Annotated in this window: 29 protein-coding genes; 12 read left to right on the top strand and 17 right to left on the bottom strand. The window is 65.1% G+C overall.

The window, feature by feature from the left end:
• Window positions 1–61: 61 nt before the first annotated feature.
• Window positions 62–649, top strand: coding sequence for a TetR/AcrR family transcriptional regulator (locus tag HV681_RS17905; protein WP_175124325.1), 588 nt, complete (start codon window positions 62–64; stop codon window positions 647–649).
• A gap of 49 nt (window positions 650–698) precedes the next feature.
• On the opposite strand, the gene HV681_RS17900 is transcribed toward HV681_RS17905, so the two are convergent.
• Window positions 699–1,169, bottom strand: coding sequence for a low affinity iron permease family protein (locus HV681_RS17900; RefSeq protein ID WP_437340389.1), 471 nt, complete (start codon window positions 1,167–1,169; stop codon window positions 699–701).
• A gap of 117 nt (window positions 1,170–1,286) precedes the next feature.
• Here HV681_RS17900 and HV681_RS17895 point away from each other — a divergent pair, with 117 nt between their 5' ends.
• Window positions 1,287–2,372 carry a calcium:cation antiporter gene (locus HV681_RS17895; RefSeq protein ID WP_175124324.1) on the top strand — a complete coding sequence of 362 codons (1,086 nt, stop codon included), beginning with the start codon at window positions 1,287–1,289 and terminating at the stop codon, window positions 2,370–2,372.
• 11 nt (window positions 2,373–2,383) lie between these two features.
• On the opposite strand, the gene HV681_RS17890 is transcribed toward HV681_RS17895, so the two are convergent.
• From HV681_RS17890 to HV681_RS17870, 5 genes are all read right to left on the bottom strand, one after another.
• Complete coding sequence (locus HV681_RS17890) at window positions 2,384–2,692, bottom strand: hypothetical protein (RefSeq protein ID WP_175124323.1); 309 nt, start codon at window positions 2,690–2,692, stop codon at window positions 2,384–2,386.
• Window positions 2,693–2,956: 264 nt separating this feature from the next.
• Window positions 2,957–3,256, bottom strand: coding sequence for an acid-activated periplasmic chaperone HdeA (gene hdeA, locus HV681_RS17885; protein ID WP_056563757.1), 300 nt, complete (start codon window positions 3,254–3,256; stop codon window positions 2,957–2,959).
• A gap of 194 nt (window positions 3,257–3,450) precedes the next feature.
• The gene (locus HV681_RS17880; protein WP_175124404.1) at window positions 3,451–4,329 is read right to left on the bottom strand and encodes a ZIP family metal transporter; all 879 of its coding nucleotides are present in this window, start codon (window positions 4,327–4,329) and stop codon (window positions 3,451–3,453) included.
• A 354-nt stretch (window positions 4,330–4,683) separates the two neighbouring features.
• Window positions 4,684–4,935, bottom strand: a complete 252-nt coding sequence (locus HV681_RS17875) for a hypothetical protein (RefSeq protein WP_175124322.1) — start codon at window positions 4,933–4,935, stop codon at window positions 4,684–4,686.
• A gap of 216 nt (window positions 4,936–5,151) precedes the next feature.
• The gene (locus HV681_RS17870; RefSeq protein WP_175124321.1) at window positions 5,152–5,376 is read right to left on the bottom strand and encodes a CrpP-related protein; all 225 of its coding nucleotides are present in this window, start codon (window positions 5,374–5,376) and stop codon (window positions 5,152–5,154) included.
• 457 nt (window positions 5,377–5,833) lie between these two features.
• Between HV681_RS17870 and HV681_RS17865 the strand changes: the two genes are divergently transcribed.
• The 4 genes from HV681_RS17865 to HV681_RS17850 all read left to right on the top strand — a co-directional run bounded on the left by HV681_RS17865 (window position 5,834) and on the right by HV681_RS17850 (window position 7,699).
• Window positions 5,834–6,091 carry a DUF1488 family protein gene (locus HV681_RS17865; RefSeq protein ID WP_175124320.1) on the top strand — a complete coding sequence of 86 codons (258 nt, stop codon included), beginning with the start codon at window positions 5,834–5,836 and terminating at the stop codon, window positions 6,089–6,091.
• A 132-nt stretch (window positions 6,092–6,223) separates the two neighbouring features.
• The gene (locus HV681_RS17860) at window positions 6,224–6,787 is read left to right on the top strand and encodes a DUF4142 domain-containing protein (protein ID WP_175124319.1); all 564 of its coding nucleotides are present in this window, start codon (window positions 6,224–6,226) and stop codon (window positions 6,785–6,787) included.
• Window positions 6,788–6,939: 152 nt separating this feature from the next.
• Window positions 6,940–7,446, top strand: a complete 507-nt coding sequence (locus HV681_RS17855; RefSeq protein WP_175124318.1) for a YciE/YciF ferroxidase family protein — start codon at window positions 6,940–6,942, stop codon at window positions 7,444–7,446.
• A gap of 106 nt (window positions 7,447–7,552) precedes the next feature.
• Window positions 7,553–7,699 carry a hypothetical protein gene (locus HV681_RS17850; protein ID WP_175124317.1) on the top strand — a complete coding sequence of 49 codons (147 nt, stop codon included), beginning with the start codon at window positions 7,553–7,555 and terminating at the stop codon, window positions 7,697–7,699.
• Window positions 7,700–7,727: 28 nt separating this feature from the next.
• On the opposite strand, the gene HV681_RS17845 is transcribed toward HV681_RS17850, so the two are convergent.
• Window positions 7,728–7,952: a hypothetical protein gene (locus tag HV681_RS17845; RefSeq protein ID WP_175124316.1), complete on the bottom strand. Its 225-nt coding sequence runs from the start codon at window positions 7,950–7,952 to the stop codon at window positions 7,728–7,730.
• A gap of 141 nt (window positions 7,953–8,093) precedes the next feature.
• Between HV681_RS17845 and HV681_RS17840 the strand changes: the two genes are divergently transcribed.
• Both HV681_RS17840 and HV681_RS17835 read left to right on the top strand, forming a co-directional pair.
• Window positions 8,094–8,822: an SDR family oxidoreductase gene (locus tag HV681_RS17840; protein ID WP_175124315.1), complete on the top strand. Its 729-nt coding sequence runs from the start codon at window positions 8,094–8,096 to the stop codon at window positions 8,820–8,822.
• Between the two features lie 22 nt (window positions 8,823–8,844).
• Window positions 8,845–9,084: a hypothetical protein gene (locus HV681_RS17835; protein WP_175124314.1), complete on the top strand. Its 240-nt coding sequence runs from the start codon at window positions 8,845–8,847 to the stop codon at window positions 9,082–9,084.
• A gap of 61 nt (window positions 9,085–9,145) precedes the next feature.
• On the opposite strand, the gene HV681_RS17830 is transcribed toward HV681_RS17835, so the two are convergent.
• Window positions 9,146–10,039: a manganese catalase family protein gene (locus tag HV681_RS17830; RefSeq protein WP_175124313.1), complete on the bottom strand. Its 894-nt coding sequence runs from the start codon at window positions 10,037–10,039 to the stop codon at window positions 9,146–9,148.
• Between the two features lie 258 nt (window positions 10,040–10,297).
• Here HV681_RS17830 and HV681_RS27890 point away from each other — a divergent pair, with 258 nt between their 5' ends.
• Window positions 10,298–10,840, top strand: a complete 543-nt coding sequence (locus tag HV681_RS27890; RefSeq protein WP_254595011.1) for an SDR family NAD(P)-dependent oxidoreductase — start codon at window positions 10,298–10,300, stop codon at window positions 10,838–10,840.
• 445 nt (window positions 10,841–11,285) lie between these two features.
• Here HV681_RS27890 and HV681_RS17820 read toward each other — a convergent pair whose 3' ends face one another.
• From HV681_RS17820 to glf, 4 genes are read right to left on the bottom strand one after another with little or no spacing between them, the layout of a single operon-like run.
• Entirely contained in the window at window positions 11,286–12,101 is an 816-nt protein-coding gene (locus HV681_RS17820; protein ID WP_175124312.1) for a DUF2243 domain-containing protein, read from the bottom strand.
• A 32-nt stretch (window positions 12,102–12,133) separates the two neighbouring features.
• Window positions 12,134–13,930 carry an ABC transporter ATP-binding protein gene (locus HV681_RS17815; protein ID WP_175124311.1) on the bottom strand — a complete coding sequence of 599 codons (1,797 nt, stop codon included), beginning with the start codon at window positions 13,928–13,930 and terminating at the stop codon, window positions 12,134–12,136.
• 3 nt (window positions 13,931–13,933) lie between these two features.
• On the bottom strand, window positions 13,934–15,079 hold the full coding sequence (locus HV681_RS17810; RefSeq protein ID WP_217467861.1) for a beta-glucosidase: 1,146 nt from the start codon (window positions 15,077–15,079) through the stop codon (window positions 13,934–13,936).
• Window positions 15,080–15,087: 8 nt separating this feature from the next.
• Window positions 15,088–17,334 (bottom strand): UDP-galactopyranose mutase, encoded by a 2,247-nt coding sequence (gene glf, locus HV681_RS28135; protein WP_217467860.1) that lies wholly within the window; start codon window positions 17,332–17,334, stop codon window positions 15,088–15,090.
• 455 nt (window positions 17,335–17,789) lie between these two features.
• Here glf and HV681_RS17800 point away from each other — a divergent pair, with 455 nt between their 5' ends.
• Complete coding sequence (locus HV681_RS17800; protein ID WP_175124308.1) at window positions 17,790–18,959, top strand: zinc-dependent alcohol dehydrogenase; 1,170 nt, start codon at window positions 17,790–17,792, stop codon at window positions 18,957–18,959.
• Window positions 18,960–19,037: 78 nt separating this feature from the next.
• On the opposite strand, the gene HV681_RS17795 is transcribed toward HV681_RS17800, so the two are convergent.
• The 4 genes from HV681_RS17795 to galU form a co-directional block, all read right to left on the bottom strand.
• Window positions 19,038–20,111 (bottom strand): FUSC family protein, encoded by a 1,074-nt coding sequence (locus tag HV681_RS17795; protein WP_254595010.1) that lies wholly within the window; start codon window positions 20,109–20,111, stop codon window positions 19,038–19,040.
• A 153-nt stretch (window positions 20,112–20,264) separates the two neighbouring features.
• Complete coding sequence (locus tag HV681_RS17790; protein ID WP_175124307.1) at window positions 20,265–20,480, bottom strand: hypothetical protein; 216 nt, start codon at window positions 20,478–20,480, stop codon at window positions 20,265–20,267.
• 227 nt (window positions 20,481–20,707) lie between these two features.
• Window positions 20,708–21,109: a VOC family protein gene (locus HV681_RS17785; RefSeq protein ID WP_175124306.1), complete on the bottom strand. Its 402-nt coding sequence runs from the start codon at window positions 21,107–21,109 to the stop codon at window positions 20,708–20,710.
• Between the two features lie 49 nt (window positions 21,110–21,158).
• Window positions 21,159–21,992, bottom strand: coding sequence for a UTP--glucose-1-phosphate uridylyltransferase GalU (gene galU, locus HV681_RS17780; RefSeq protein WP_175124305.1), 834 nt, complete (start codon window positions 21,990–21,992; stop codon window positions 21,159–21,161).
• 167 nt (window positions 21,993–22,159) lie between these two features.
• Here galU and HV681_RS17775 point away from each other — a divergent pair, with 167 nt between their 5' ends.
• Window positions 22,160–23,710 (top strand): PAS domain-containing hybrid sensor histidine kinase/response regulator family protein, encoded by a 1,551-nt coding sequence (locus HV681_RS17775; protein WP_175124304.1) that lies wholly within the window; start codon window positions 22,160–22,162, stop codon window positions 23,708–23,710.
• Between the two features lie 68 nt (window positions 23,711–23,778).
• Here the strand turns inward: HV681_RS17775 and HV681_RS17770 are convergent, their stop codons facing one another.
• The gene (locus tag HV681_RS17770; RefSeq protein ID WP_175124303.1) at window positions 23,779–24,288 is read right to left on the bottom strand and encodes a DUF421 domain-containing protein; all 510 of its coding nucleotides are present in this window, start codon (window positions 24,286–24,288) and stop codon (window positions 23,779–23,781) included.
• Window positions 24,289–24,422: 134 nt separating this feature from the next.
• On the opposite strand from HV681_RS17770, the gene nadE reads away from it, so the two are divergent.
• Window positions 24,423–25,262 carry an NAD(+) synthase gene (nadE, locus tag HV681_RS17765; RefSeq protein WP_302478747.1) on the top strand — a complete coding sequence of 280 codons (840 nt, stop codon included), beginning with the start codon at window positions 24,423–24,425 and terminating at the stop codon, window positions 25,260–25,262.
• Window positions 25,263–25,317 lie beyond the last annotated feature (55 nt).

Below are 25,317 nucleotides of genomic sequence, written 5' to 3'. Positions count from 1 at the left end.
ACTAGTAGATTGGCGCGCATTCGCATCGACTTGCCCCCCGCCAATCGGAGTCATTCTGGCCATGAGCCTGGAACTTTCTGCCCGCGCCGCCGAGATCGTCGCGCACACCAAACTGCTGCTCGCCGAAGGCGGCTATCACGGGTTCAGCTATGCCGATGTGTCCGAACGCGTGCGAATCGGCAAACCCAGCATCCATCATCACTTCCCGACGAAGGCCGAACTCGTCCTGACCGTCGTCGTCCGCCATCGCGAAGAAGCGCTCGCGGGTCTGGCGGCGCTGGATCAGCACGTGGCAGATCCGGTGGAACGCCTGACCGCCTACACGGACTACTGGGCCAAGTGCATCCGCGAAGGCAGCGCGTCGATGTGCATCTGCGCGATGCTGGCGGCGGAGTCGCCGATGATTCCCCAGGAAGTCGCGGCCGAGGTGCGGGCTTATTTCAAGGATTTGACCGCTTGGCTCGCCTCGGTGCTTGAAGCCGGAGCGAAGGCAGGGCAGTTTCAATTGCGCGATAGCGCGCAGGTCGAGGCGCAGGCCTTCATGTCCACCGTGCATGGCGCCATGCTGACCGCGCGTGCGTTCAACGATCCGAAGGCGTTTGCCGCGATCACCCAGGCCGCGATCCGGCAAATGGCTGTGCAGGCGTGAAAGCAGCACGACGCGTGCGAAAGTGCGCGCCCGACGGCCCGGTAATGGGTCAATCGCGGCGGCGGCCGCGTGCCCGTTGACGATGCTGCTTGCGGGCGCGGGCCGTCAATGCGGACGCCAAGGCAAGCAGCTTGTCTTCATCCAGACGCTCGGCGTCGACCAGTTGCTCGTCGGCCCCCTTGACCGCAATCAGCAGCTCGTCCAGTTTCAGATGCAGCGCCTCGCTGTCCTTGTTCTGGCTTTGCTGAATCAGGAAAACCATCAGGAAGGTGATGATCGTGGTGCCAGTGTTGATGACCAGTTGCCAGGTCTCGGAGAAGCCAAACGCGGGGCCCGAGATCGCCCATAACACCACCGCGATCAGCGCGATGCCAAAGGCGACGGGTGAGCCCGCCCACTTGGTCACAAGCGACGCGAAGCGGTCAAAAAAATGGGAAACCGGATTGGGTTTGCCGGTCTTCCGGGGTCGTGGTTGCGGCCTGGATCTCGTTTGCCGCATTGCTGCGTTCCTTTTCGGCATGGCGCTCCATCCATACATGCACGGACCCCATGGACAGCAAGCCGCATGCCCGATTCCGCGCGCCTCGGCTGGAACGGTGCGTGCTAGGCTCTCGATGTTTCGGCCCGCTACGTTGCGATGAAATCCCTACTGCATTCCGAAAAGTTCCTGCTGCTCGCCTGCGTGCTTGCGATCGCGGGGTTCATGATCAACCCGCAACTTGAGGGTCTAGGCCAAGCCGCAAGCCTGGCGGAAACGGCCGTGCTGATCGCGGCGATCCTTGCCGCCTCCCTGAGCGTTGCGCGCCATGCCGAACGCATCGCGCAGAAGCTCGGCGACCCGTACGGCAGCATGATCCTGACGCTGTCAGCGGTGTTGGTGGAAGTGATCGTGCTGGTGATCGTGTCGTCCAAGGCGGGCTCGCCGACGCTGGTTCGCGACAGCATCTATTCGGCGGTCATGCTGGATATCAACGGCATTCTTGGCGTGGCCGCCCTGATCGGCGGGTTCAAGCACGGCGAGCAGGCATACAACGACGATTCGGCGCGCACGTACAGCGTGATGATCCTGACCGCCGTTACGGTGTCGATGATCATTCCCGAGTTCGTGCCGCAGCCCAGTTGGCGCGCCTATAGCGCCTTCACCGTGGTGTCGATGCTGCTGATGTACGGCGTGTTTGTGCGCATGCAGACCGGGCCTCACAGCTATTTCTTCAGCTACAGCTATCCCGAAAAAAAGACGCGCACGCCCGTGCCGCCCGGCGGCGGTCCCGCCTGGCGCCAGTCGGCCGCCGTGATGGCGGTCGGCATCGTGGCGGTGGGCGCGCTGGCCGAGCTGATGTCGCATGCGCTGAACCGCAGTCTGGAAGGGATGGATGTGCCGGTCGGGCTGATCGCCCTGGTGGTGGCGGGCATCTCGGCCGCGCCCGAGATGTTGACGGCCTTCCGGGCGGCGCTTGCCAATCGCATGCAGTCGGTGGTCAACATCGCGCTCGGCGCGTCGCTGTCGACCGTGATCCTGACCGTTCCGGCGATGGAGGCCATGGCCCTCTTCACCGGCCAGCGGATCGACATGGCGATGACGCCGCTGCAGACGCTGATGATGCTGGTCACGTTGATCGTGGCGGCCATCAACCTGAATGACGGCCAGACCAACGCTATCGAAGGCCTGACGCACTTTGTGCTGTTTGGCGCGTTCCTGATGCTGCTGACCCTGGGGCTATAGCGACGGAAGGTTTACTCCTTCGGCCCGGACTTCTCCGGCAGCACGGCCGGCGTGTCGTCGGCCGGCTTGAACATGCCGCCTTCCACGTCCGGCTGCGGCGCGGAATTGCCATCAATGGCCTGTTGCTCCACTGACGCATCTTGCCGGGCGCGCTCCCGGTCGTTGGCCTTGGCGAGATCCTTCTGCACACGATCCGCGATATCGACCTGGTCTTCGGTCGACGGGTCGGGGGCGGGATTGCCGTCTGCGGTCGTGGCGGCACGCGCCGGATCGTGGGCGTCTGCGGCCGTATCGCGGCCGCCGGGATGGATGGCGTTCATGGTGTTCTCCTTGAAAACGCATTCCGGCTGCAAGCCGCGTGCCTATCCGCGCGCCGACGCCAGTACCGGCTCGGCCGCTTCGTCACCTTGGGGCGCGTTGATGGGGACGATGCTACGCATGCTGCATGCGCTAGTCGGTTCTGGACCGTCTGCATCGCGAGGGGGACCGCGACACCGCCGATGGGCAGCGCGGGGGAAAAGCGTGAGGGAACGGGGGATTCAGCCAAATCCCCCGGAGCGCAGGCTCCAGGGGAGCGCGAACAATTATTTCTTCAGACCCGCCAGGGCGTCGCGCAGCATCTGTTTGGGGTTTTCGTTGCACTGCTTGACGAGCATCGGCGTGCGGGTGCTGATGCCCTCGACGTCAAGCACGGCCTCTTCGGGCTTGCCCTTGTTGTTAAGCGCTTCTGCATAGCTGACGACGACGGGGCGATAGGTCTCTTGGACGCCTAGGAAATCCTGGCATTGCCATAGCGCAAGAGGCTTTTTCGCATCAGCTGCCTGGCCGGTGACCGCGAAGGTCATTGAGCCAATAAGACCAATCATCAGTAGGTGCTTCTTCATATTCGAGCTCCTGGGGGTTGGCTTGCAGACGAAACGGCTTACTGAGAAACGGACAAAAACGGCCTATACAAAAAACGTGAGCGCGAGGCTCACCGGCCTAAATTACTGAAAACGGATGAGCGTCGTCAACGCACATTGCACCAAAGGGCGGAATGACGCGTGTATACCGGTTAAGCCGTATCGCTGCCCTGACGTCACTGCAGGGCCGTGTCCAGCACCATCATCAACACAAATCCCAGCATCAGACCGCAGGTGGCGGGGACTTCGTGACCTTTCCGATGGGTCTCGGGGATGATTTCGTGGCTGATGACGAACAGCATGGCGCCCGCGGCAAAGCCCAACCCCCACGGCAGCAACGACGCCGACCAGCCGACGATGGTTGCACCCAGCACTGCGCCCAGCGGTTCCACCAGGCCGGAGGCCATGCCGAATCCCACCGCGAACGCGCGCCGATACCCGGCGGCCAGCAGCGCGATGGCCACCACCAGGCCTTCGGGCACGTCCTGAATCGAGATCCCCAAGGCCAGCGAGCCGGCCTGCACGGGGTCTGCTCCGGCATAACCGACGCCGATCGCCAGGCCTTCGGGAAAGTTGTGCAGCGTGATCGCAAACACGAACAGCCACGTTCGCCGCAGGTTGCGGGCAGGCTTGCCTTCCTTGCCCTTGATGAAGTGCTCGTGCGGCAGGACGCGGTCCAGAATCAGCAGCGCCGACGCGCCGAGCAGGATGGCGCCGGCGATGGAGAGTCCGGCGCCCCATGGCCCTCTGCCGAGCTCGCGGGCGGCGTCCAGGCCCGGAATGATGAGAGAAAAGGCGCAGGCGGCCAGCATGATGCCGGCGCCGAATCCCAGCAACGTGTCCTGGACCCGTTCGGGCACCCGTTGCGAAAAGGCCACCGGCAACGCGCCCAGCGCGGTGGCGCCAGCGGCAAGCAAGCCGCCCAGCAGCGCTGCACCCACCGCCGGATGCGAGGCGTCCAGGTAACGCCACAGCGCGAAGACGCCGAACGCGCTGAGTGCGAGCAGACAGGTTCCAAGCAGGCCCTTCAGCGTGGACGCGCGCGGATCCGGCAGGGTTTGGCCGTCCTGCACGGCGGGGCGGGGCACTTAACGCGATCCCGGAAAGCGTCGCGACGTCAGCGGCCAAGATGGCCATGCGTATGCCGTAAGCGCTGAATCCTTTTGCGTGCGGTGGCGTGGCCGTTTCATGATGCTCCTCGGTTTGAAGGGCCGGCGCCTCGTTGCTGGGCTGCCGGCCATGTCGTGCTGTGGTTCTGCGGTGGTGCGATAGCGCATTGACACTACAGGACCGTGACGCCAGAGCAATGCGCGTGCCCGGACCCGCGGCGGGGGCGGGGTCAACGAAAAAAGAGCGCCCGAGGGCGCTCCAGAAGACTTAAGCGCGCAATGCGCCGGGTCTTGCAAAGATCAGGTCAGGCAGAACTGCGGGACGCCGCTGGCGTCGACGCGCCGGATGCCCTTGAGGATCCATTTGGCGTGACGCTCGGCCTCGTGCTGCGCCGAGAAAAGCTTGCCGCTCGGGATGGGCCAGACGGCCTTCCCGTCGTGTTCGCCGTCACGCCGGGTCGTGACGTCGAGCCGATACTTGCCGCTCGGCAACTCAATGACATCGCAGTGGACTTTGAATCCATCTACGCAAATACCCTTTTCAGTATTCATCGTGCGCTCCAGAGCGTGGTGTTCGGAAAATTTCCTGCCGGGGATTTTCCAAAAACTGCCTCCGCGCGGGTGCAACAAAGTGCAAGAATTCCCGACCAAGGCCCGCAAGCGAATTTGTTCGTGAAAACGCGCCGCCAAATGCCCGCCGGTTCTCCAAATGAATCGGGCCCTGGACGATGCCCAGGGCCCTGGCGGGATACGCACCGCAGGCAGTGACTACCTGCGGGTGATCGTGAAGGGGGATGACGGCGCGCGGCCGACGACGCGAGATCTGACGCCGTCTTTCCAGCCGGCTTTCCACATCTCGACGCGGCTGCGCCATTCATGGACTGATTCGCCGGTCTGCGCAGGCATGGCTGCGGAGCGAAGGTAGGGGCAATCCAAAAGGGTCAACCCTTGGCGCGCGGCGTCTGCTCCCAACTTCTGGATATCCACTTGCATGGCAACTCTCCCAAAAGATGCGAGCAGCTAGTGTGCCGATGGCACTGCGCTCGCGCAACGGAGGGCGTGTAACGCTGCGTTTCCTTGTTACATCGCCGTAAAACACGCTATTTCTGCCGCAAAAAAGCGCCCCGCGCGATGCGGGGCGAAGACTCACGGTCCAACAAAACGCAAAGGTCACAGCGACGTGGCGAGGCCGTGCCAGCCACCGGACTCCCCAACCAGAGACCGGTAACCCTGCCGCTGTGACTCCCGGATCGCCGCAACTATTGTTCCCGTCGCGCGTGGCGGAAAGATGACGGCGCGTCGCGCGTGCTGATGCGCATGCACTGCTGCGATTTCTACACGATCGGAAGATTTGACTTGCGCGGTGTGACGGAACACGACTTGCTGCCTTTGCCGCAAGCGCTCCGCACCGCGGCGCGTCTCCGACAACCACTCGCGAGGAGGGACCGAAATGAAATTCACCAAAGCCACCAACGCGAAAGCACAAGGCGATGCCATCGTATTCGAGATGGAAACGGCCGGTGTGACGCGGCAGTTCGAGATATCGGGCGATGTGCTGCGGCAGCGGTTCGGCGCCGCCGATGACACCGCGCCGGAATTGCTGCGTGCATTCGAAAGCGGCGCCGATGCGTTGCGCGAACTGGCGCACCGCACGCAGTGGGTGCCGACCGACGGTCCTATCCAGGTGGGCGAGGGCGATTTTGGCTAATGGCGAACGCGGACGCGTCGCTGGCAGGCCGCGCTTCGCGGCGCGGACGGGCATGACGTTTGCTGGATGTTCCTTGTTCGCCGGGCGGCATCAGGCCGACAGCCGGCGACTTATTTTCTACTGGAGGTCCGAATGAAAAACCGTCTTTTGAAAGCAGGGCTTGGCGCTGCAATTGTCCTCGGCATGAGTTCGGTTGCGCTTGCGCAAACCCCGGCGGCCCCTGGCGCCCAGGTGCCCGCTGCAACGAACAAGCTCGATAGCGAGGCTCGCGGCTTTTTGACAGACGCCGCGGAGTCCGGCCATCTCGAGGTTGCCGGCAGCAAGATGGCGCTGGAAAAGTCGCAGAACGCCGAGGTCAAGCAATTTGCGCAGAAGATGATCGACGATCACACCAAGGTGGCCCAGCAGCTCGAGGCCTTGGCCAAGAGCAAGGGCTTTGAGCCGCCCAAGGATCCTTCGATGATGCAGACGGCCAAGCTCAAGGCCTTGGGACTGCGTGACGAAGGCTTCGACAAGGCGTACGCCGACGAGATCGGCGTGGACGCGCACGAGGACGCGGTCAAGCTGTTCGAGAAGGCTTCGAAGGAAGTGAAGGACCCGGAGGTCAAGCAGTTCGCGATCGAAACGCTGCCCAGCCTGCAGCAGCACTTGCAGGCCGCAAAGACCTTGCAGCAAAGCGTGTCGGCCAAGAAGTAAATGCGTTGAGACGTGCCGGTGTCCCCACCGGCGACTGATGGATCAAGCGGGCCTGCCCGTTCGCTATTTCGGTAAGACTCACCGGCATGCGTCTTGCTGTTTACCGCACGGGCAAGGCCCGCTTCCCCATCGATCCACACACAGGAGTGATCATGAGCCAGAAGACATTGAAGGACCTGTTTATTCACGAGCTATCGGATGTGTACAGCGCCGAAAAGCAACTGACGCGCGCCCTGCCGAAGATGGCACGCGCCGCTACTGACCCCACGTTGGCCGAAGCCTTCAACACGCACCTTGAAGAGACGCGCGGACAGATCGAACGCATCGACAAGATCGTCGAAGGCGCGGATTTCAGGCTGAAGCGGATCAAGTGCGCCGCCATGGAAGGCCTGGTGGAAGAAGGCAAAGACGTCATCGAAGACGTTGAGGAAGGCCCGGTGCGCGATGCTGCGTTGATCGCTGCGGCGCAGAAGGTCGAGCATTACGAGATCGCCAGCTACGGCACGCTTTGCACCTTCGCCAAGCAACTGGGCGAGACCGAAGCACTGAAGCTGTTGAAGGAAACGTTGGCCGAAGAAAAGGCCACCGACGAGAAGCTGAGCATGCTGGCGCTGCAGCAGACCAATGCTGAAGCGGCCAAGGCGGGCAAGGCAAAGTAATTGCCACCTGCATGAAGCGGGTGACGATGCTGGTGCGGCCCTGTGTCCTCGCGGCGCGGGGCCGTCATCGCCTCACCAGCGGGGCGTGGGGATCCGGGAGCGCATCATGAAACCTGTTGACGATACTTCCAGCCGCGCCCGCCCGGCGCGGCGCGGCGCCAGGACTGGCCGGGGACCGTGGCTGATGCTGGCCGTCTGGATTGGCGCCGTGGCCGTGCTGTTCATCGTTGGGCTGTTGATTCGCGGGATATAGCTGCGCTGCTTGATCCGGTCCGAGCGCACTAGGAGCACAGTCGCGATGCCACCATCGTGACGATCGTGCCGTCGGGCAGCTTGTAATGTCCGTCTCCCTGCCATGTCACGAGCTGCCCGTCAGGCAGGCAGCAATAAGAACTGGCCTTCGCATCTCCTTGGGGCTGCGAGCAATATCTGTCGATCCGGTAGGTGGTGCCATCGGCGGCGGCTGCCACCACCTCCATCACACGCTTATATGCGGGGTTCGCCATGTGTGCCTCCTGTTCGCCATTCGGGGTATTGGTGCATGCGGGCTTTGCGTGGTCAATACGCATCGCAGCATCCGGGACTCGTGCGCAGGGATCGGCGATCGTCGGACAGCCGCACGCATCGCGGCTTAATGGAGCGCAACCATGCATGAATTTGAGAGTCTGGACGGACGGGTAATCCTTGTGACCGGCGGCGGCAGCGGATTGGGTGCGGCGCTGTGCGAGCAGCTTGCGGCCGAAGGCGCCCGTATCGCGGTCAGCGACATCGACGAGCAGCGTGCCAATGCTGTCGCGGGCAAGCTGAAAGAAGGCGGCGCGGACGTCATGGCCTGCGTCATGGACGTGGGCGTGGCGGCCGACGTCGCCGAGTGCATGGACGCAGTCGTGCGGCAGTTCGGCAAGCTGGACGCGATCGTGAACAGCGCCGGCGTCGATGTCACCGCGTCCATCGACCAACTCGATCCCGACGTCTGGGAGCGCGTGCTGCGCACGAATCTGACGGGACCGTTCCTGATGGCAAAGCTGGGCAAGAACCGCCTCAGCCCCGGCGGCCATATCGTGAACGTGGCTTCTACCGCAGCGCGGCGTGCGTGGCCCAACGCCAGTGCCTACCACGCCAGCAAGTGGGGATTGCTAGGCCTGTCGCATGCCCTGCATGCTGAATTGCGCGGAATGGGTATCAAGGTCAGCGCCGTCATCGCCGGCGGCATGCGCACGCCGTTCCTCCTGGACCGGCTTCCGGATATCGATACGAGCACGCTGCAGGATCCCGCCAACGTCGCGCGTGCGGTGCGCTTCGTATTGACGCAACCGCCGGAAACCGTGGTGCCCGAGGTGATGGTGTTGCCGATGCAGGAAACGTCCTGGCCCTGAACACACCCCAAGGAGATGACCCATGAGCACGAAGCCCCATTCCCATCAGGACGACCCCGCCGACGCGGACCGCAAGCCGGTGCCGCCCGGCGAGCGCACGCTCTCGGACCGCCCGGCCGATCCGAACCGCACGGGCGCGGGCCGCCAGTTTCCGCCCGGCATGGACCCTGCGGACGTGTGGGACCCGGGAAGCGCCACGCCGGACGCCCCGCCCGTGGACAACCGGTCCGGACAAGGTCAGCCGCCCGACCGCAAAAAATGAAAGCCCGCCCGGCCGAAAGGGCGGGGCGGGCAAGGGATGCGCCGGGCTGCGGCGCGTCGCGTTACGGCTGCTTCAGTTCGTCGGCCGCATTCACCTGCCCGAGCTCCGTACCCGTCACCGGGTCGCTGCTCGGGTCCGACGCCGTGCGGGCCGCCATGGCCTGCAGGGCCAGCACTTCGTCTTCGGTCAGGTTCACATTGGGCATGCCGTCGCCGTCGATGGCGCCCTGTTCTTCGCGGTCCGAGATGTACTCGAAGTTGGCGTCGCTGTTCCACGGGCCGCGGGTGTCGCCGTCGCCCTGCGACATGTTGAAGTACACCGAGGCAAAGCGCGGGTCGCCGGGCAGCTTCCCGGGCGGGAAGTTTGGCTCGATCGAATACAGGGCCTTTTCGAAAGAGCGCTGGTGCGACACTTCACGGGTCATGAGGAAGCCCAGCGCGTCTTTGACGCCCGGATCATCGGTGGCGTTGATGAGGCGCTCGTAGATGATCTTGGCGCGTGCCTCGGCGGCGATGTTGGACCGCAGGTCCGCCGACGGATCGCCGATGGTGTCGATGTAGCCGGCATTCCAGAGCTGGCCGCCCGAATTGATCAATGCCGGACCGCCGCCATACAGCACCTGCGTGACGTGCGAGTCGTTGCCCGGGCCGTTCAGACGCCGGTAGATCTCGGCTTCGGATTCCGTGGCTTCGGCCAGTACGCCTTTGGCGCCTTTGTTCAGCATGGCGACGAGCGTGCCGATGACTTCCAGATGGCTCAGTTCTTCCGTGGCGATGTCGAGCAGCATGTCCTTGCGGCCCGGGTCGTCTTCGGCCAGCGCCTGCGTGAAATAGCGACAGGCCGCCGCCAGTTCGCCCTGCGGGCCGCCAAACTGTTCCAGCAACAGATTGGCAAGACCGGGGTTGGTCTCGCTGACACGTACCGTGTATTGCAGTCGCTTGTTGTGTGCAAACATAACGTTCTCCTGATACCCGGCGCTCTGCCGGGATGCGTGTGCGCGGCGCGTTTGGACGTGTGCCGCAGGGTGTGTGCTCCGTGGTTGGATCTGTCCTCTTGCAAGCCGCGGACAGCGAACCGATGCCGCAACAAATGTTCCTGACGGCCAGGCTTTCTCGCGATCACGCTTGCTTGAAGACCATCAGATAAAAGATCGCCAGGAAAGCCACGAAAGCGATCGCACCGAGCGCGACCCGCCAGCCGAACCAGCGCGGGAATGTTGCCGGCAACAGGGTTCCGCATGGTCCGCTGCGGCGGCTGCAGCACGGCGGCCGTTGCGTTGAAGCGCGAGTCGGCCACGACCACCAGGCGTCTTGCGACGGCGATTACCAACGCTGCCAGCATCGGTAAATTTTTCGACAACGGTCCGGATGGGTGCATCGAGAATTCGGGCAGCCAAATGATGGATGCGGACGGGGTGGCGTTTGGGGCGCGTTTCAGGAATGGGGATTGCTGGCCCGATCCGCTGCGCGGTTTTCGCGTTAGGAAGCGGGAGCACTCAATGAAATTGAAACTGAAACCGCTACGTGAGCAGGTGATGGTGATTACGGGCGCGAGCAGCGGCATCGGCGCGGCGACAGCGAAGATGGCGGCTGAACGCGGGGCGAAGGTGGTGTTGGTGGGACGCCAGGAAAACAGGCTGAACAGCGTGCTGAACGATATCGTGCGGGGCGGCGGTGTCGGTGACGCTGATCAAGCCGGCTTCGATCGCTACGGGGTTTACTTCGCACGCGCGCAACTATATGGACGTTCAGCCTAGCCTCCCAGCGCCGGTTTACGCGCCTGAGGCGGTGGCTGATGCGATTCTGCACGCGGCGGAGCATCCGACGCGGGATTTGTACGTGGGGAGCGCGTCGCGGGCTATTTCTACGCTGGGTCAGAATATGCCGGGGCTGGCGGACCGTATGGCTGGATGGCTGTTTCGGCAGCAGCGCGGTGGGGCGGTGGCTGACGGCGGATCTGATCCTCCAGTGGCTTGAGCTTGGCGGTCGCTGGGGCGGGTGGAGTTCTTGAGGTTCTTGGCTGCGTCTTTTGGGTATGGAGCGGTTTGCGGGGCCCGTCCCACGTCGGCCGCGCGGGCGGCCTGGTGGGACTTACGCGGTGTTTTGCGTTTGGCGATGACGCTTCGCGCTTGCGGCGTGCGCTCTTCTCCGAACCGCAGATCGTTTTGCTGGGTGTCTGAGGGCGGCGCAGGTAAGCGCACGTCAACTGGTGGTGCCTGCCTTCAGCCACGCCGAACAACCGGCCGGTGCCACCGAGCCGCTGACGTACATCGCGCCGGCCGCAAACAACCGCAGCTTCTCCGCCGTCGGAATCGCGGTCATCACCCACACGGATCCCTGCGAATCTGACCATACGACCCGCGCATCGGTATCCGCCAGCGCCTGAAACATCGCCCCGGGCGATGCGCCGGGCCGCAGCGCGATGACGGTGGTGTCGGCGTCCGCGCGCAAGGGAAAAAGGTTCATCAGCCCGCCGGTCAGCACGCCTGCAACCAGCAAGCTGGCAAACGTCTTGCCCGTGCGTCCTGTGGGCGGTGGACGGCGATGGTTGCGTGTGCGCCAGCCGTATAGCAGCGGCACCAAGCCAAATGCGACAAACCAGGCCAAGTCCCACACCAGCGGATTCTCCGCGTCCATCTTGATGCGGTGGATGCCGGTGATCCAATGCGAGAGCAGGGCGTCGATGATGTGCCAGACGCCGAAGCCGATCCAGAAGTGGCCCCATCGCGGACGGAGCGCGGGGCCGGCCGTGGCGGCGGAGCGGGCGCGGTACAGCTCGATCAAGCCCGCGGCTGCGATGACGTACATGATGGCGTGGAAGATGCCGTCGGCGGCGACCTGGGCGGTCAGGGTGCCCAGGGGGCCAACCTGTATGTTGGAGAGCAGGTGATGCCATTGCAGGATCTGGTGCAGCAGGATGCCATCGAAGAAACCGCCCATGGCGAAGCCCAGCAGGAAGCTGGCGCGGCGCAGGCGGCGGGGGACGGTCGGATCTTCCGGAGGGCGGACGAGTTCCATTGGGGCTCCTGGATTAGTGGGTGAAGGTTCGGTCAGGCGGTGGCGGGGACCGGGTGGATGCCGTCCTGGCCGCTGCGGCGGTCGTGGCCGGCTTGCAGGTCCCAGAGTGCGCGCAGGGGGCCGCGGGCGGCTAGGAGTTCGTCCAGGGAGCCGTCTTCGACGATGCGGCCGGCGTCTACGACGACGATGCGGTCGTAGCGGGTCAGGGATGACAGCCGGTGGGCGACGGCGACGACGGTGCGGCTGCGCATGAGTTCGGCCAGGGCGTCCTTGATGAGCTGTTCGGAGTAGCTGTCCAGCGCGGAGGTGGCTTCGTCGAGCAGCAGGATGGGCGCGTCCTTCAGAAACGCGCGGGCGATGCCGATGCGCTGGCGTTCTCCGCCCGACAGCAGGGCGCCGCGTTCGCCGACGATGGTGGCGTAGCCGTCGGGCAGGCGCTGGATGAAGGTGTCGCAATGGGCCTGGCGCGCGGCGGTGATGACGTCTTCTTCGGTGGCGTCGGGCCGGCCGTAGCGGATGTTTTCCATGATGGTCCGGCGAAAGAGGCTGACGTCTTGCGGCACGACGGAGATGGCGTCTTTCAGGCTTGCTAGCGTGACCTCGCGGATGTCCTGGTCGCCGATCAGGATGCGGCCTTGTTGCGGTTCGTCGGCGCGCTGCAATAGCGAGAGCAGGGTCGACTTGCCGGCGCCGGAGGCGCCGACCAGGCCTACTTTCATGCCGGGGCGGATGGATAGGGTGATGCCGCGCAGCGCATGGCAGCCGTCTGGGTAGGTGTATTGGACGCCTTCGAAGGCGATGGCGCCGGCGGGGTCGCGCAGCGGTTGGGCGTGGGGTACGTCGGGCACGGAGTGTGGCCGTCCGACCAAGCGCAGCATCTCGGCGATGACGCCGAACTGCTGCGCGGTGCCGACGAGCGCCAGCGCGAGGTCGCGCGAGCCATGCAGGATGCGGAAGGTGAGCGCGCTGACGACGACGACGTCGCCGGGGCTGGCTTGGCCCTGTTCCCAGGCGCGCAGCACCCAGAGCAGCATGCCGCCGGCCACGAGCCACAGGCAGGCGTCATGGATGACGCGTGCCTTTTCGACGTACATCCAGCTTCGGCGTTGGGCGCGGGCTTCTTCGCCGAGCGCCTTTTCAAGGCGTGCACGCTCACGCGCCTGGGCGGAGAAGGCCTGCACGGCCCAGATGTTGGAGATGGCGTCGACGATTTCTCCGCCGACGTGGGCGGCCTGCTCGCCGTACTGCTGGTGCAGGCTGCGCCCGCGCGCGCCGAAGGAGATGATGATGGCGGCCAGCACGAGGACGAAGCCGAGCAGGGCGGCGGCCATGCGCCAGTCGACCATGCTGAGCACGACGACGGCGCCCAGGAAGTCGACGCAGGGCGGCACGATGCTCCAGACCATGGCGCCGTAGATGGCGCCGGCGGCGCTTGCGGTGGACGAGATGCGGTTGGCGAGGGCGCCGGAGTGGTGCTGGCGGAAGTAGCGGGTGGAATGGTGGCTCAGGTGCTCGAAGACCTCGACCCGCAGCGCCGCGCAGGCGGCCACGATGTTGCGGCAACCCAGCCATCCGCCGCAGCGCCATAGTGCGGCTTCAATGGCGATGACGGCGAGGAACAGGCCGAGCGCCCACCACACCTGCACGGATGCGTCTGCGCCCAGGGCCATGGCGTCGACGATGAGCTTCATGGCGTACTGAACCGTCACCGAGCACACCCCGGCCAGGACGACGATCAACCCCAGCAAGCCGAACGCCCAGGGCCGCTGGCGGACGTACCGCCAGAGAAAGGCCGTGGGATGGGTGGGGAGGGCGGGCAGGTCTGGCATGGCTCAATCTCCGTCGGCGCTGCGTGCGGGCGCCGGGAGCAGGCCGGCGGGACCGCGGCCCGCGCGTACCGCCTGCGCGCGCAGTTCGATTTCGAGCGGGGCGTACACGCTGCGCCGGCCATCGGACGCGGGCGCGCTGAGGAGGCCGGTCGGGCAGTGGCGGTCGTCTTCCCAGCCTGGGTAGTCCGTCACCGGATACAGGCAGATGCCCGCGACGTCGACGCCGCGCGCCTGCGCCAGCGCGACCTGGTCGGCGACATAGCGCATCCAGCGGGGGCGAGCGAGACCTTCGGCCCCGGTTTCTGCAATGAACAAGGGCTTGCCGTAGCGGTGCGCGCAACCCTGCAGAAGGTGGGCCAGGGACGTGTAGCGCGCGTCGTCCCATGGCAGGGGCGCGCCGCGGTGCAGCCATTGGTTGTGGGGGTAGTAGTTCAACCCGATGACGTCGACGTAGCGCTCGTCGCCGCCCAGGTCCGCGTGCCCGCGTCCGCACAGCATGTCGAGTGCTTCGAACTGGGCCTCGCTGGCCGCCGCGGCTTCCAGGGCGTCGCCGGGTTGCGCGGGCTGAATGGCAATCAGCGGCTCGGCGCAGACCAGACGCGCGTCCGGGTCGGCTTCCTGGATCGCGTCGCTGGCCTGGATGGCGGCGCGGGCGAGCTGCCGCTTGAGTTCCAGGCCACGCCCGAGCGTGCATGGCCCGAAGTGCGCCATGTCGCCGCCCGCCCAGCTCCAGTACGAGATTTCGTTCATCGGGCAATACCAGGTGGGCATATCGGTTTCTCCTGCAATCAGGCGGGCCGTTGCGGCGGCATATCGGGCGAACGCCTCGGGAAAGGAGGGCGACCAGATATCCAGCCACGCCGGCCAGCCGTAGTGGCACAGGTCCCAGATCACTTCGACGTTGCTGTCGCGGGCGGCACGTAGCAGCGGCAGCAGCGAAGACCAGTCGTATACGTTGGCGGCGGGGCAGACGAGGTGCCAGCGCACCCCGTCCCTTGCCGTCCGCATGCCCAGCGCGGCGATGGCGGCGTAGTCCTGGGCCGCCCACTTCGCATGGCCCGTGGACTCGATCAGGTCAAGCTGCCGGCCATCGGGGAAGCGGTGACAGGAGCACTCGAACCCCGCCTGCAGGAAGCTCTGAAACGCCATGCCCCGATTCATTCGGCCACGACCGCACCGCGCGGTTCTGCCTGCCGGTTTGCCATCTCCTCGTACGTGGACAGGGCCTGCGCCACGACCTGGTCCATGTTGTAGTAGCGATAAGTCGCCAGGCGGCCGACGAAATGCACGCCTTCGCACGCATCCGCCAGCGCCTGGTACCGCCGGAACAGCGCAGCGTTTTCGGGGCGCGGGACGGGGTAGTACGGGTCCCCCTGCGCGCTGGGATACTCGTAGGTCACGGCGGTCTTCGCGTGGCGCTGGCCGGTCAGGTGCTTGTATTCCGTGATGCGGGTGTAAGGGACGTCTTCGGCCGGGTAGTTGACGACGCCGACGGGCTGGTGCCATTCCTCGTTCAGCGTTTCATGCCGGAACTTGAGGGACCGGTACGGCAGCGGGCCAAAGCAATAGCCGAAGTATTCGTCGATGGGGCCGGTATAGATCAGCTCGTCATAGCTGAACGCCGACTTGGCTGCCTCGAAGTCCATCCCGAGCGCAAGGGATATGTTGGGATGGTCCAGCATGCGCTCGAACATGTGCGTGTAGCCTTTGAGCGGCATGCATTGATGGCGGTCAGTGAAGTAGCGGTCGTCGCGCGAAAGCCGCGTGGGTACGCGCGCGGCGACGGAACGGTCCAGTTGCGAGGGGTCCAGGCCCCATTGCTTGCGGGTGTACCCGCGGAAGAACTTTTCGTACAGGTTGCGGCCGACCTGCGACACGACGTAGTCCTCGGCGCTGGACACGACGGAAACCGGCTCGGCCACCGTCTGCAGGAATTGTTCGGCCTCGGCGGCGGTGAAGCTCCGGCCGTTCAGCCGTTCGAGGGTCGTGAGGTTGATCGGCATCGGAACCAGCATGCCGTCGGTGCGGGCCAGGACCCGGTGTTCATAGGGCCGCCATTCCGTAAACCGGGACAGGTATTGCAGCACCTTGTCGGAGTTGGTGTGGAAGATGTGGGGACCGTGACGGTGCACGAGCAGTCCCGCCTCGTTATAGAAGTCGTAAGCATTGCCCGCGATGTGCGGACGCCGGTCCACCACCATGATGCGCTTGCCGCTGCCGCGCGCCAGGCGTTCGGCCAGCACGCTGCCAGCGTAGCCTGCACCGACGATCAGACAGTCGTAGTGCGTGGGCGTCAGGCTTTGCGGCAGCCGCAGGGCGGCCGGCACCGGGAACGCCTGACTGGCCCCGCGCGCGGAGCTGGTCCAGGCGCGATTCATCGCATCGCAGATGCCTTCCCAGCTTCGATCCCACGACATGCCGTCCAATGCGCGGTCGGCGTGCTGGGCCACCGTGTCCGGATCGGCCGCCGCGTCCAGCGCAAGCGCTATCGCGTTGACGAAGGCTGGCGCGTCCGCAGCGATGTGCACGACGGGGCAGCCGCGGTAGGCGCGCACGACGTCCGCAATCGGTGTGGAGACGACGGGCTTGCCCGCCGCCAGGTATTCCGGCGTCTTGGTCGGGCTGATGTAGCGCGTGGATTCGTTCATCGCGAACGGCATCAGGGCGACGTCCCATCCCGCCAGATAGTCAGGAAGCTGGGGGTACGTGCGCGAGCCAAGGTAATGGATGTTGGGCGCCTGCGGCAGCGTGGACGGGTCGATCTTGACCACCGGGCCGATCAGCACGAACTGCCACTCGGGCCGCATGCCGGCCGCCTGCGCCAGCAGTGCCGTGTCGAAGCGCTCGTCCAGCACGCCGTAAAAGCCCAGGCGAGGAGATGGAATCGCGAGCAGGTCGGCAGGGATGCTGGCCGACGTCCGGCCCCGCGCGAAATGCTGCCGGTCCACGCTGCTGGGGAACGCCTGAACATTCGGGTGCAGCCGTCGCTTGGACTCGTAAAGGCTATGCCCGCCCGTGAAGACCACGTCGGCGCGCGAGAGCAGTTGCCGTTCGAGCGCGACCAGTTCCGGCGGCGCGCCGCGAAACGCGGACAGTTCGTCCATGCAGTCGTACACCACGAGCCCGGCGTCCAGATCTTCGGTAAACGGCAGGCTCATCGGCGTGTAGTACCACAGGACCGGTGTGGCAAGTCCGTGCTCGCGGACAAGCTCAGCAAGCAAGCGGTGTTGGTCTTGCTTGGCCGTTTCCCGCGCCACGTGCGGTGTGATGACGGTGACGCCATCGACGCGGCTGGACTCGAGCCAGCCGTGGCGGGCGGTGTCTTCCCAGACAGGTTCTTCGACATAGTAGACGGCGTGGGCCCGCGCGAAACGCGTCATCAGATGCTGGGGCCGTTGGTGCACGAAATTCCAACGGAGATGGGAAAAGCACAATATCGCAGGGCGCTCGCGCGTCAGCCATCCGTTCGCCGCAGGTGCTTCCGGTGCGGTGGGAGGGCGGGCGTGGGGTGCGCCGCCAATTGAGGAATCGACGGTACGCATGGAAACTCCAGGAGATGGGGATGGGTCTGGTGATGGCGGGGCGGCTTGAGCCGGGGTATCACACCGAAAGCGTGTGAAAGGGCTTCGCAAGCATCGTGCCGAACGCGCGCGGGACGCGGGGCTGCGATAAATCGCGGGGATCAATGGCGATTGCGGCCCAAGGTGTTGACGCGTCGTGGATATTTTTCGACCGGCGTTGCAAGTTCTGCGTTCGCTCCTGCGTCCGCGCGGACATTTCAGATGAATCGTGGCTCGCGGCATGGCAGTTGCTGCGCCCTGCCTGATCGCGTGTTGCGGTCACGTCAAAGGAGATTCTGATGAAAGCACTTTGCTGGCACGGCAAACACGACATCCGCTACGACACCGTCCCTGATCCTGTCATCGAGCATCCGCGCGACGCGATCATCAAGGTGAGCGCGTGCGCAATCTGCGGGTCCGACCTGCATCTGTTCGATGGATTCATGCCGGGCATGAAATCCGGCGACGTCATGGGCCATGAATTCATGGGCGAAGTCGTGGAAGTCGGCGCGCAGGCGCAGAACCTGAAAATCGGCGATCGCGTGGTGATCCCGTTCACCATTACCTGCGGGGAGTGCGACCAGTGCAAGCGCGGCAACTTCTCGGTCTGCGAGCGCACGAACCGCAATGCGGCGCAGGCGGCCAAGATGTTCGGCCACACGACGGCCGGGTTGTTCGGCTACACCCATCTGACGGGCGGCTACGCTGGCGGCCAGGCGGAGTACGTGCGCGTGCCGTTTGCCGATTCGACGCATGTGCAGGTGCCCGACGAGCTGTCGGATGAACAGGTGCTATTTCTGGGAGACATTCTGCCCACCGGTTGGCAGGCGGCCAAGCAGTGCGACATCGAATCGACCGACACGGTCGCGGTGTGGGGCGGTGGCCCCGTCGGCCAGATGGCGATCAAGAGCGCGATCCTGCTGGGCGCGCGCCAGGTGATCTGCATCGAATCCGTGCCGGAACGCCTGCAGATGGCGCGCGATGCTGGCGCAATCACGATCAACTTTCAGGACGAGGATGTCGTGGAGCGGTTGAAGGAACTGACCAACGGCAAAGGGCCGGAGAAATGCATCGACGCGGTCGGCATGGAGTCGCACGCCAGCAGCACAATGGAGCATATGTACGACCGCATGAAGCAGGCCGTGGGCGCCGAGACCGACCGGCCGCACGTGCTGCGCGAAATGATGTACGTGTGCCGGCCGGCGGGCATTCTGTCGGTGCCCGGCGTGTATGGCGGGATGATCGACAAGATTCCGTTTGGCGCGTCGATGAACAAGGGGCTGACGTGGCGCATGGGCCAGACCCACGTGCGGCGCTGGACGGACGAGCTGCTGGACCTCATCGTGCAGGGCAGGATCGATCCGTCGTTCGTCATCACGCATCGCGCCAAGCTGGAGGCCGGGCCTGAGTTGTACAAGACGTTCCGTGACAAGGAAGACCGCTGCATCAAGGTCGTGCTGACGCCTTGAAGTCTTGACGCGTTGACCCATTTAATCGTTGGGCTTTGACCACCGAGGCCGGAAATCCTGCATCCGGCCTCGCGTTTGTCAGGACTCCGGCTGGACGGTGTCGCACAAGGCGTCCAGTTCCCGCGTGACTTCCTGCCACGACCAGCGGATGAGATCCACGGCCACGCGCTCGCGGGCCGTGAAGCCGCCGCCGCTTGCGGCTTCCTCGACAGCGGCATCCAGTTTGGCAAATGGCTCACCGGTGCTGCACATGGGCGCTTCGGCGCCCTTGTCGCGAATGACGCGGGCCAGTCCATCGATCTGCTGCCGTGCCGCCATCGCGACGTCGTGCAGCGCGGGGCCCAGACGGTGGCAGACGTTGTCGGTCAGCTCCATGCCGCCGATGCGTTCCATCAGCGGCACGGTCAACCACAGTTCCTCGATCCGTTCCTGCAGCCGATGGGCCTGCGTGTCCGCGCCCAGAATACGAATGGGCACTGATCGCGACTGGCTTGCCATGTCGCGTGCGCGCCAGTGGGTACGTTCCAGGGCGGGCTTGTCGCGGGGCCGGGGCCGGGCACGGCCTTCGTTCACGGCGGCGGCCCATTCGACCAGCAGTTCGCCATAGAGCTGCAGCGACGCGGCCAGGTTGTAGCGCATGCTGTATCGGGCCGACAGGGGCAGCACCGCAAAAGCGGCCAGGATCCCGGCAATGGACCCCACGACGATGGCGAGCGTCTTGTTCACCGCGCCCGCGACGATGTCGGCGTCCGGCGTGACGGTCAGGATGGTTGCCGTGACCAGGCTGTAGTTCAGCGTCGGCCAGCGTATCGACAGGCAGGCGGCGGCCCCCACGCCGGCCACGATGCTCCATGGCGCCGGAATGTCGGCGGCGTGCGCCAACGGCACGAGCGTGATGCCCAGCGCCACCCCGATCAGTGCGCCCAGGATGCGGGCCGCGGCCTCGCCGACCGTGCCCTCGACCGTGGCGCGCACCACAAAAAGGGCGGAGAAGGCGCCCCACGCGACGTCCGGCATCTGCCACCACGTCATGCAGCCGAAGGCAAGCAGTACCGCCGCCACGGTTTGCAGCGGCAGGCGGACGCTGTCCTCGGCGATGGCGGCACGGTAGGCGGCAGCGCGTTTCAATAAATGGGAAAAGAGGGGGCTCATCGGCAACTAATTCATCTACAGCAGGCAGGCATCGCACGGCGGCGTCGGCATCGCCCACGGACCGCTTGAATTACGGCACCCACATGGCAGCGACCGCACGCTGAAAGCCGCGTGCGGTCGCTGAAGGTGCAAGGAAAACCCAGGCGGGAAGGCTCAGGAATCGGCTTTCTTGGGGCGTCCGTACGGATCTTTCCCGGCCGGCGCTTGCGAGCCGCCGGCGGGGTAGCCCGAATTGGTGTCCGGGTCCTGATTCACTTCCCCCGTCGGCGGTCCGTCCTCGGTCGGTTGGCCCGTGAAGCCGGTCTCGGCGCGGTCGACATGCGGAGACGGCGGCGGATTGGGCGGGGGAGCGGGTTTCGAGTCGGTCATGAGAGGCTTCCTGTCTGATGAATAGGATTGCGCCGGACGGTTGACGTGTCAGCCAGACGGACGATCCCAGCGCGCGTGACGGAATCGCAAATCGCGTGCCTGCGCCGGCTCGCGCTTCCCGACCCGTTTTGCGGGCTCGCGCGCCCGACCGTCACGCGGTCGGAAGCCCGTGCCCATAGCGCAACGCCGGACCCGGCGCGGTAAAAATTTCCATGGTGCGGCGGGGGTTACGCGGGGGATGCGGCGCAGACGAACGCCAGCTTGTTGCCTTCCGGATCGCGACAGTAGGCCGCGTAGAAATCTGCCGCATAGTGAGGGCGCAGCGCCGGCGCGCCTTCGTCGGTTCCGCCTTGCCGCAGGGCTTCCTCCCAGCATTGGCGCACGACCTGCGGCGTGGGCGCCTCGAAGCTCACCTGGCAGCCGTTGCCCCAGGTGGCCGGCAGCCCGTTGAAGGGCGGCGCCACGACGAACGACGGCCAGCGCGCCGCGCCAGCCCGCCAGATCACGCCTGCGGGGCCGGCATCCTCGATGCCGTTTTCGCGGTGCAGACCGAGGGGCCGCAGGACAGCGTCGTAAAACCGCACCTGCCGCGGCCAGTCGCGGGCGCCTAGTTGGATGTGGGTGTACATGGCGGGACAAACCCCGCGACGCCCGGGAGCGTCGCGAAGCGTGGCGGCATCAAGCCAGGTTGTGGTACTTGCGCCCGATTTCCATCGTGGCGCGGTAAAAGCCTTCCTTGCTGCCGCAGTCATAGCGCACGCCGTCGTATTCGAACCCGAACACCTTGCGCGTCTTGAGCAGGGCGGCAATGCCGTCGGTCAGCTGGATTTCACCGCCCACGCCCGCCTGGGTGGCTTCCAGCAGCGCGAATATCTGGGGTTCCAGAATGTAGCGGCCGACCACCGCCAGGTCGGTCGGCGCGTCCTCGGGCTTGGGCTTTTCCACGATGCCGGTCAGGCTCATGACGCTGTGCGCCTTGCGGCTGCCGGACACGATCCCGTACTGATGCGTGTTGGTTTTCGGCACCTGCTGGATCGCCAGGACGCTGCCTTCGAACTCCCGGGCCACCTTCATCATTTCGCCGATTACGGGGGCGTCGGCGTCTATCATGTCGTCCGCCAGCAGCACGGCGAACGGTTCGTTGCCTACAATGGGCGCCGCGCAGAGCACCGCATGGCCGAGCCCCAGGGCTGCCGGCTGGCGGGTGTACACGCACTTGACGCTGTCCGGAATGACGTTACGGACGGTCTCCAGCAGGGCGTTCTTGTTTTTCGCCTCCAGGTCGTACTCCAGTTCGGGCACCCGGTCGAAATGGTCTTCGATCGCCCGCTTGTTGCGGCCAGTGACGAAGATCAGTTCGGTGATGCCTGCCGCGACCGCTTCTTCAACGGCATACTGGATCAGCGGCCGGTCGACGATGGGCAGCATTTCCTTGGGCATGGCCTTGGTGGCGGGAAGAAAGCGGGTGCCCAGGCCCGCGACGGGAAATACAGCTTTACGAATCGGTTGCATTATTAAGGCCCTCTATGCCCGGGCGGCGCCTGGAATGGGCCGCCCACTGACTACGGGTTACAGCAAATTCTGTGCCCGTTTGGCGATTGCTGTAACAGGATTTTCTGAACGGCACGGCGTTTGCTGAGAGCGATGAGCATGAATAAACACGCAGGTGGGGACATTGCATGACTTCTTTACCGGATTTTCCGTCCGAGGACCGCTATCGCCTTCTAGTCGGCGCAGTGCGGGATTACGCTATCTATCTTCTCGACGCCAAGGGCCGCGTAAGCAGCTGGAATCCCGGCGCGGAACGATTCAAGGGCTATGGCGCGGACGAGATCATCGGGCAGCACTTCTCCGTTTTTTACACACCTGAAGACCGAAATGCCGGCGTGCCGGAGCGTGCCCTGGAGACGGCGCGGCGTGAAGGGCGCTTTGAGGCCGAGGGCTGGCGCGTCCGCAAGGACGGCAGCACCTTCTGGTGCAGCGTGGTCATCGATCCCGTCCATGACGACCGGGGCGTCCTTGTCGGCTACGCCAAGATCACGCGCGACATCACCGAACAGAAGGAGCGGCACGAGCAGCTGCAGGAAGCCCGCGATTCCATGCATCACGCCCAACGCATGGAAGCCATCGGCCGCCTTACTGGCGGCGTCGCGCACGACTTCAACAATTTCCTGACCGCGATCCGCTTTTCCGCGGAATTCATCAAGCGCTATCCCGAGCTGCCCCCCTCGCTGATGCGCTACGTGGGCATCATCATCGACACCACCGAAAAGGCGGCCCAGCTGACCCGGCAGTTGCTGGCCTATGCCAAGCGGCAGCCGCTGCAGCCGCACGCGTTTGACGTGCGTGACAGCCTCGCGTCGATGCGCGAGCTCTTCGAGACCTCGGTCGGATCGCACGTGGCAATCAGCTACGAGTTCGGGCCGGACGATTGCACGATCTTCGCGGACCCGGGGCAACTTGAATCAGCGTTGCTCAATCTGATCATCAATGCGCGCGACGCCATGCCGGCTGGAGGCCAACTCAAGATATTGGCTAAGGTCGTGCCGGACGCGTCGGAACTGGAAGCCCATACCAAACTCAATGGCCCGCACGTGGCCCTGTCCGTGCAGGACACCGGCGCGGGAATCGCGCCCGGCGTGCTGGCGCACGTGTTTGAGCCTTTTTTCACCACCAAAGGCCAGCATGAGAACTCCGGCCTGGGTCTGAGCCAGGTGCAGGGCTTCGTGCAGCAGTCCGGCGGCGACGTGACGGTGGACAGCACGGTTGGCAAGGGAACCACGTTCACGCTGTACCTGCCGGCCGTGACGTCCCCCGGCGAGGTGGTCGAGACGCCCGCCGCCGGCGTCATCGTCAACGTGCCGGTGCGCCGTCAGGTGCTACTGGTGGAAGACAACCGCATGGTCGGGGAGGTGGTGTCGGCGTGGCTGGCGGAACTGGGTCAGGATCTCACCTGGACGGTGGATGCCGAGAAAGCGCTGCATGAACTGGAACAGCGCGATGGGGGCTTTGACCTGGCGATTCTGGATCTGGTGCTGCCCGGCATGAACGGCATGGACCTCGCCCGCCGCATCCGCGAACGCTGGCCCGGCATCCGGATCGTGCTGGCCAGCGGCTACAGCGATGCGATGGCCGGGCCGCGGGCGTTGGGATTCCCGGTCATGCAGAAGCCATACTCCGTCGAGGCGCTGCTGCAGGTACTGACCGAGGATGCGCACACGCTGCCGTAAGGGCCGGGACACGGCGCTGCTGGGGCGGGGGCCGACATCCCGCCGAGCCGGCATCGCGCATCGCGTTGCTAGGTCCGGCGAAAGCGGCTGTGCGCCCGGCGCTTGATGACGCTGATATCTCCATCCGGCTCCATATACGCGCGGCGCACCTCTGAAACTTCGAGGACGCCTTTCAGCCGGAGCTGGCTCATCAGCTCGTCTTCCGTCAGGTATTCGCGGCGCAGCGCGCGCTTGGCGATCACGCCGTCGCGCACGAGGCATACGCGGTCCGATTCGAGCAGGCGGCCAAGCGGCTTGAAAAAGTAGCCTACCCGGTCGACCAGCACGGTCCAACCGATGATCGTGGAGATCAGGACCATGCCGTCCAGAATGGATTTGTATTCGCCCGCCATCGCATTCTGCGCGGCGTCGGCGATCAGGACCAGCACCAGCATGTCGGCCACGCCCAGCGAGCCGACATCGCGCCGGCCGGCAAGCCGCAGCAGCAAGAAGATGAACCAATAGACGATCGTCCCGCGGATGAAAATCTCTAGCGGCGAGAGCGAAAACGAAAACATCGTCGACCAGTCCGGGTCCATCGTGGCGCCTCCGACAATGAAACATCGAACGGCGAGCAAGTGCCGTGCCCGAACAAGCCTGGCGCGGCGCAGGGCATGAGTCGCACGCAGGAACGCTGATTGCTGCTCAGATGCGCCAACGTGGAGAAGTAAAAATGAATTCAGGTAACACCCCCTTGCGCTTGCGGGATGCCATCGCCGGAGAATTGGGAGTAACCCCGGACTTCGACGCGACCGAAGAGCTGGAAAGGCGCATTGCCTTCCTCGCCGACTACCTGATGCAGTCAGGCCGCGCAGGTTATGTCCTGGGAATCAGCGGCGGGGTGGATTCCACGGTCGCGGCGCGGATCGCGCAGCTTGCCGTCGAGCGCGTCCGCGGCCAGGGGAGACCGGCCACGTTCGTCGCCGTGCGCTTGCCCTACGGCGAGCAGCGCGACGAAGAAGACGCAGCGCAGGCACTGGATTTCATTGCACCCGATCGCCGTATGCGGATCGACATCAAGCCCGCCGTGGATGCGCAACGCGAGGCGCTGCGCGCCGCCGGCCTGGAATACGCCGACGACGCGGCCGAGGATTTCGGCGCGGGCAACATCAAGGCGCGGCAGCGCATGATTGCCCAGTACGCCATTGCGGGCGCGCTTGACTGCCTGGTGATCGGCATGGACCAGGCCGCCGAGGCCTTGATGGGGTTTTTCACCAAACATGGTGACGGCGCGGCGGACGTGCTGCCCCTGCGCGGTCTGACCAAGCGGCGGGTACGGGCGCTGGGGTCGCTGCTGGGCGCGCCGGACCGGCTGGTGCTCAAGGTGCCGACCGCCGACCTCGAGTCGTTGCGGCCGTTGCGCCCGGATGAGGACGCGTACGGTGTGACATACGCGCAGATCGATGGCTATCTGGAAGGCGAGGAGGTTGCCGAAGACGCGGTCGCGGTGATCGAGCGCCAGTACCGCGCCACGGCGCACAAGCGGATGCTGCCGCCGGGGCCCATCGAATGATTTGAAGACGCTGCGCGACGACGCCAAACATCTGTCTTTGAGACTGCTGTCGCGG

Origin of the sequence: Achromobacter animicus (genome assembly GCF_902859585.1) — a bacterium.
GTDB lineage: Bacteria > Pseudomonadota > Gammaproteobacteria > Burkholderiales > Burkholderiaceae_B > Achromobacter > Achromobacter animicus.
The sequence above is the reverse complement of the archived record's forward strand: the minus strand, read 5'-3'. Positions and strand labels throughout refer to the sequence as shown.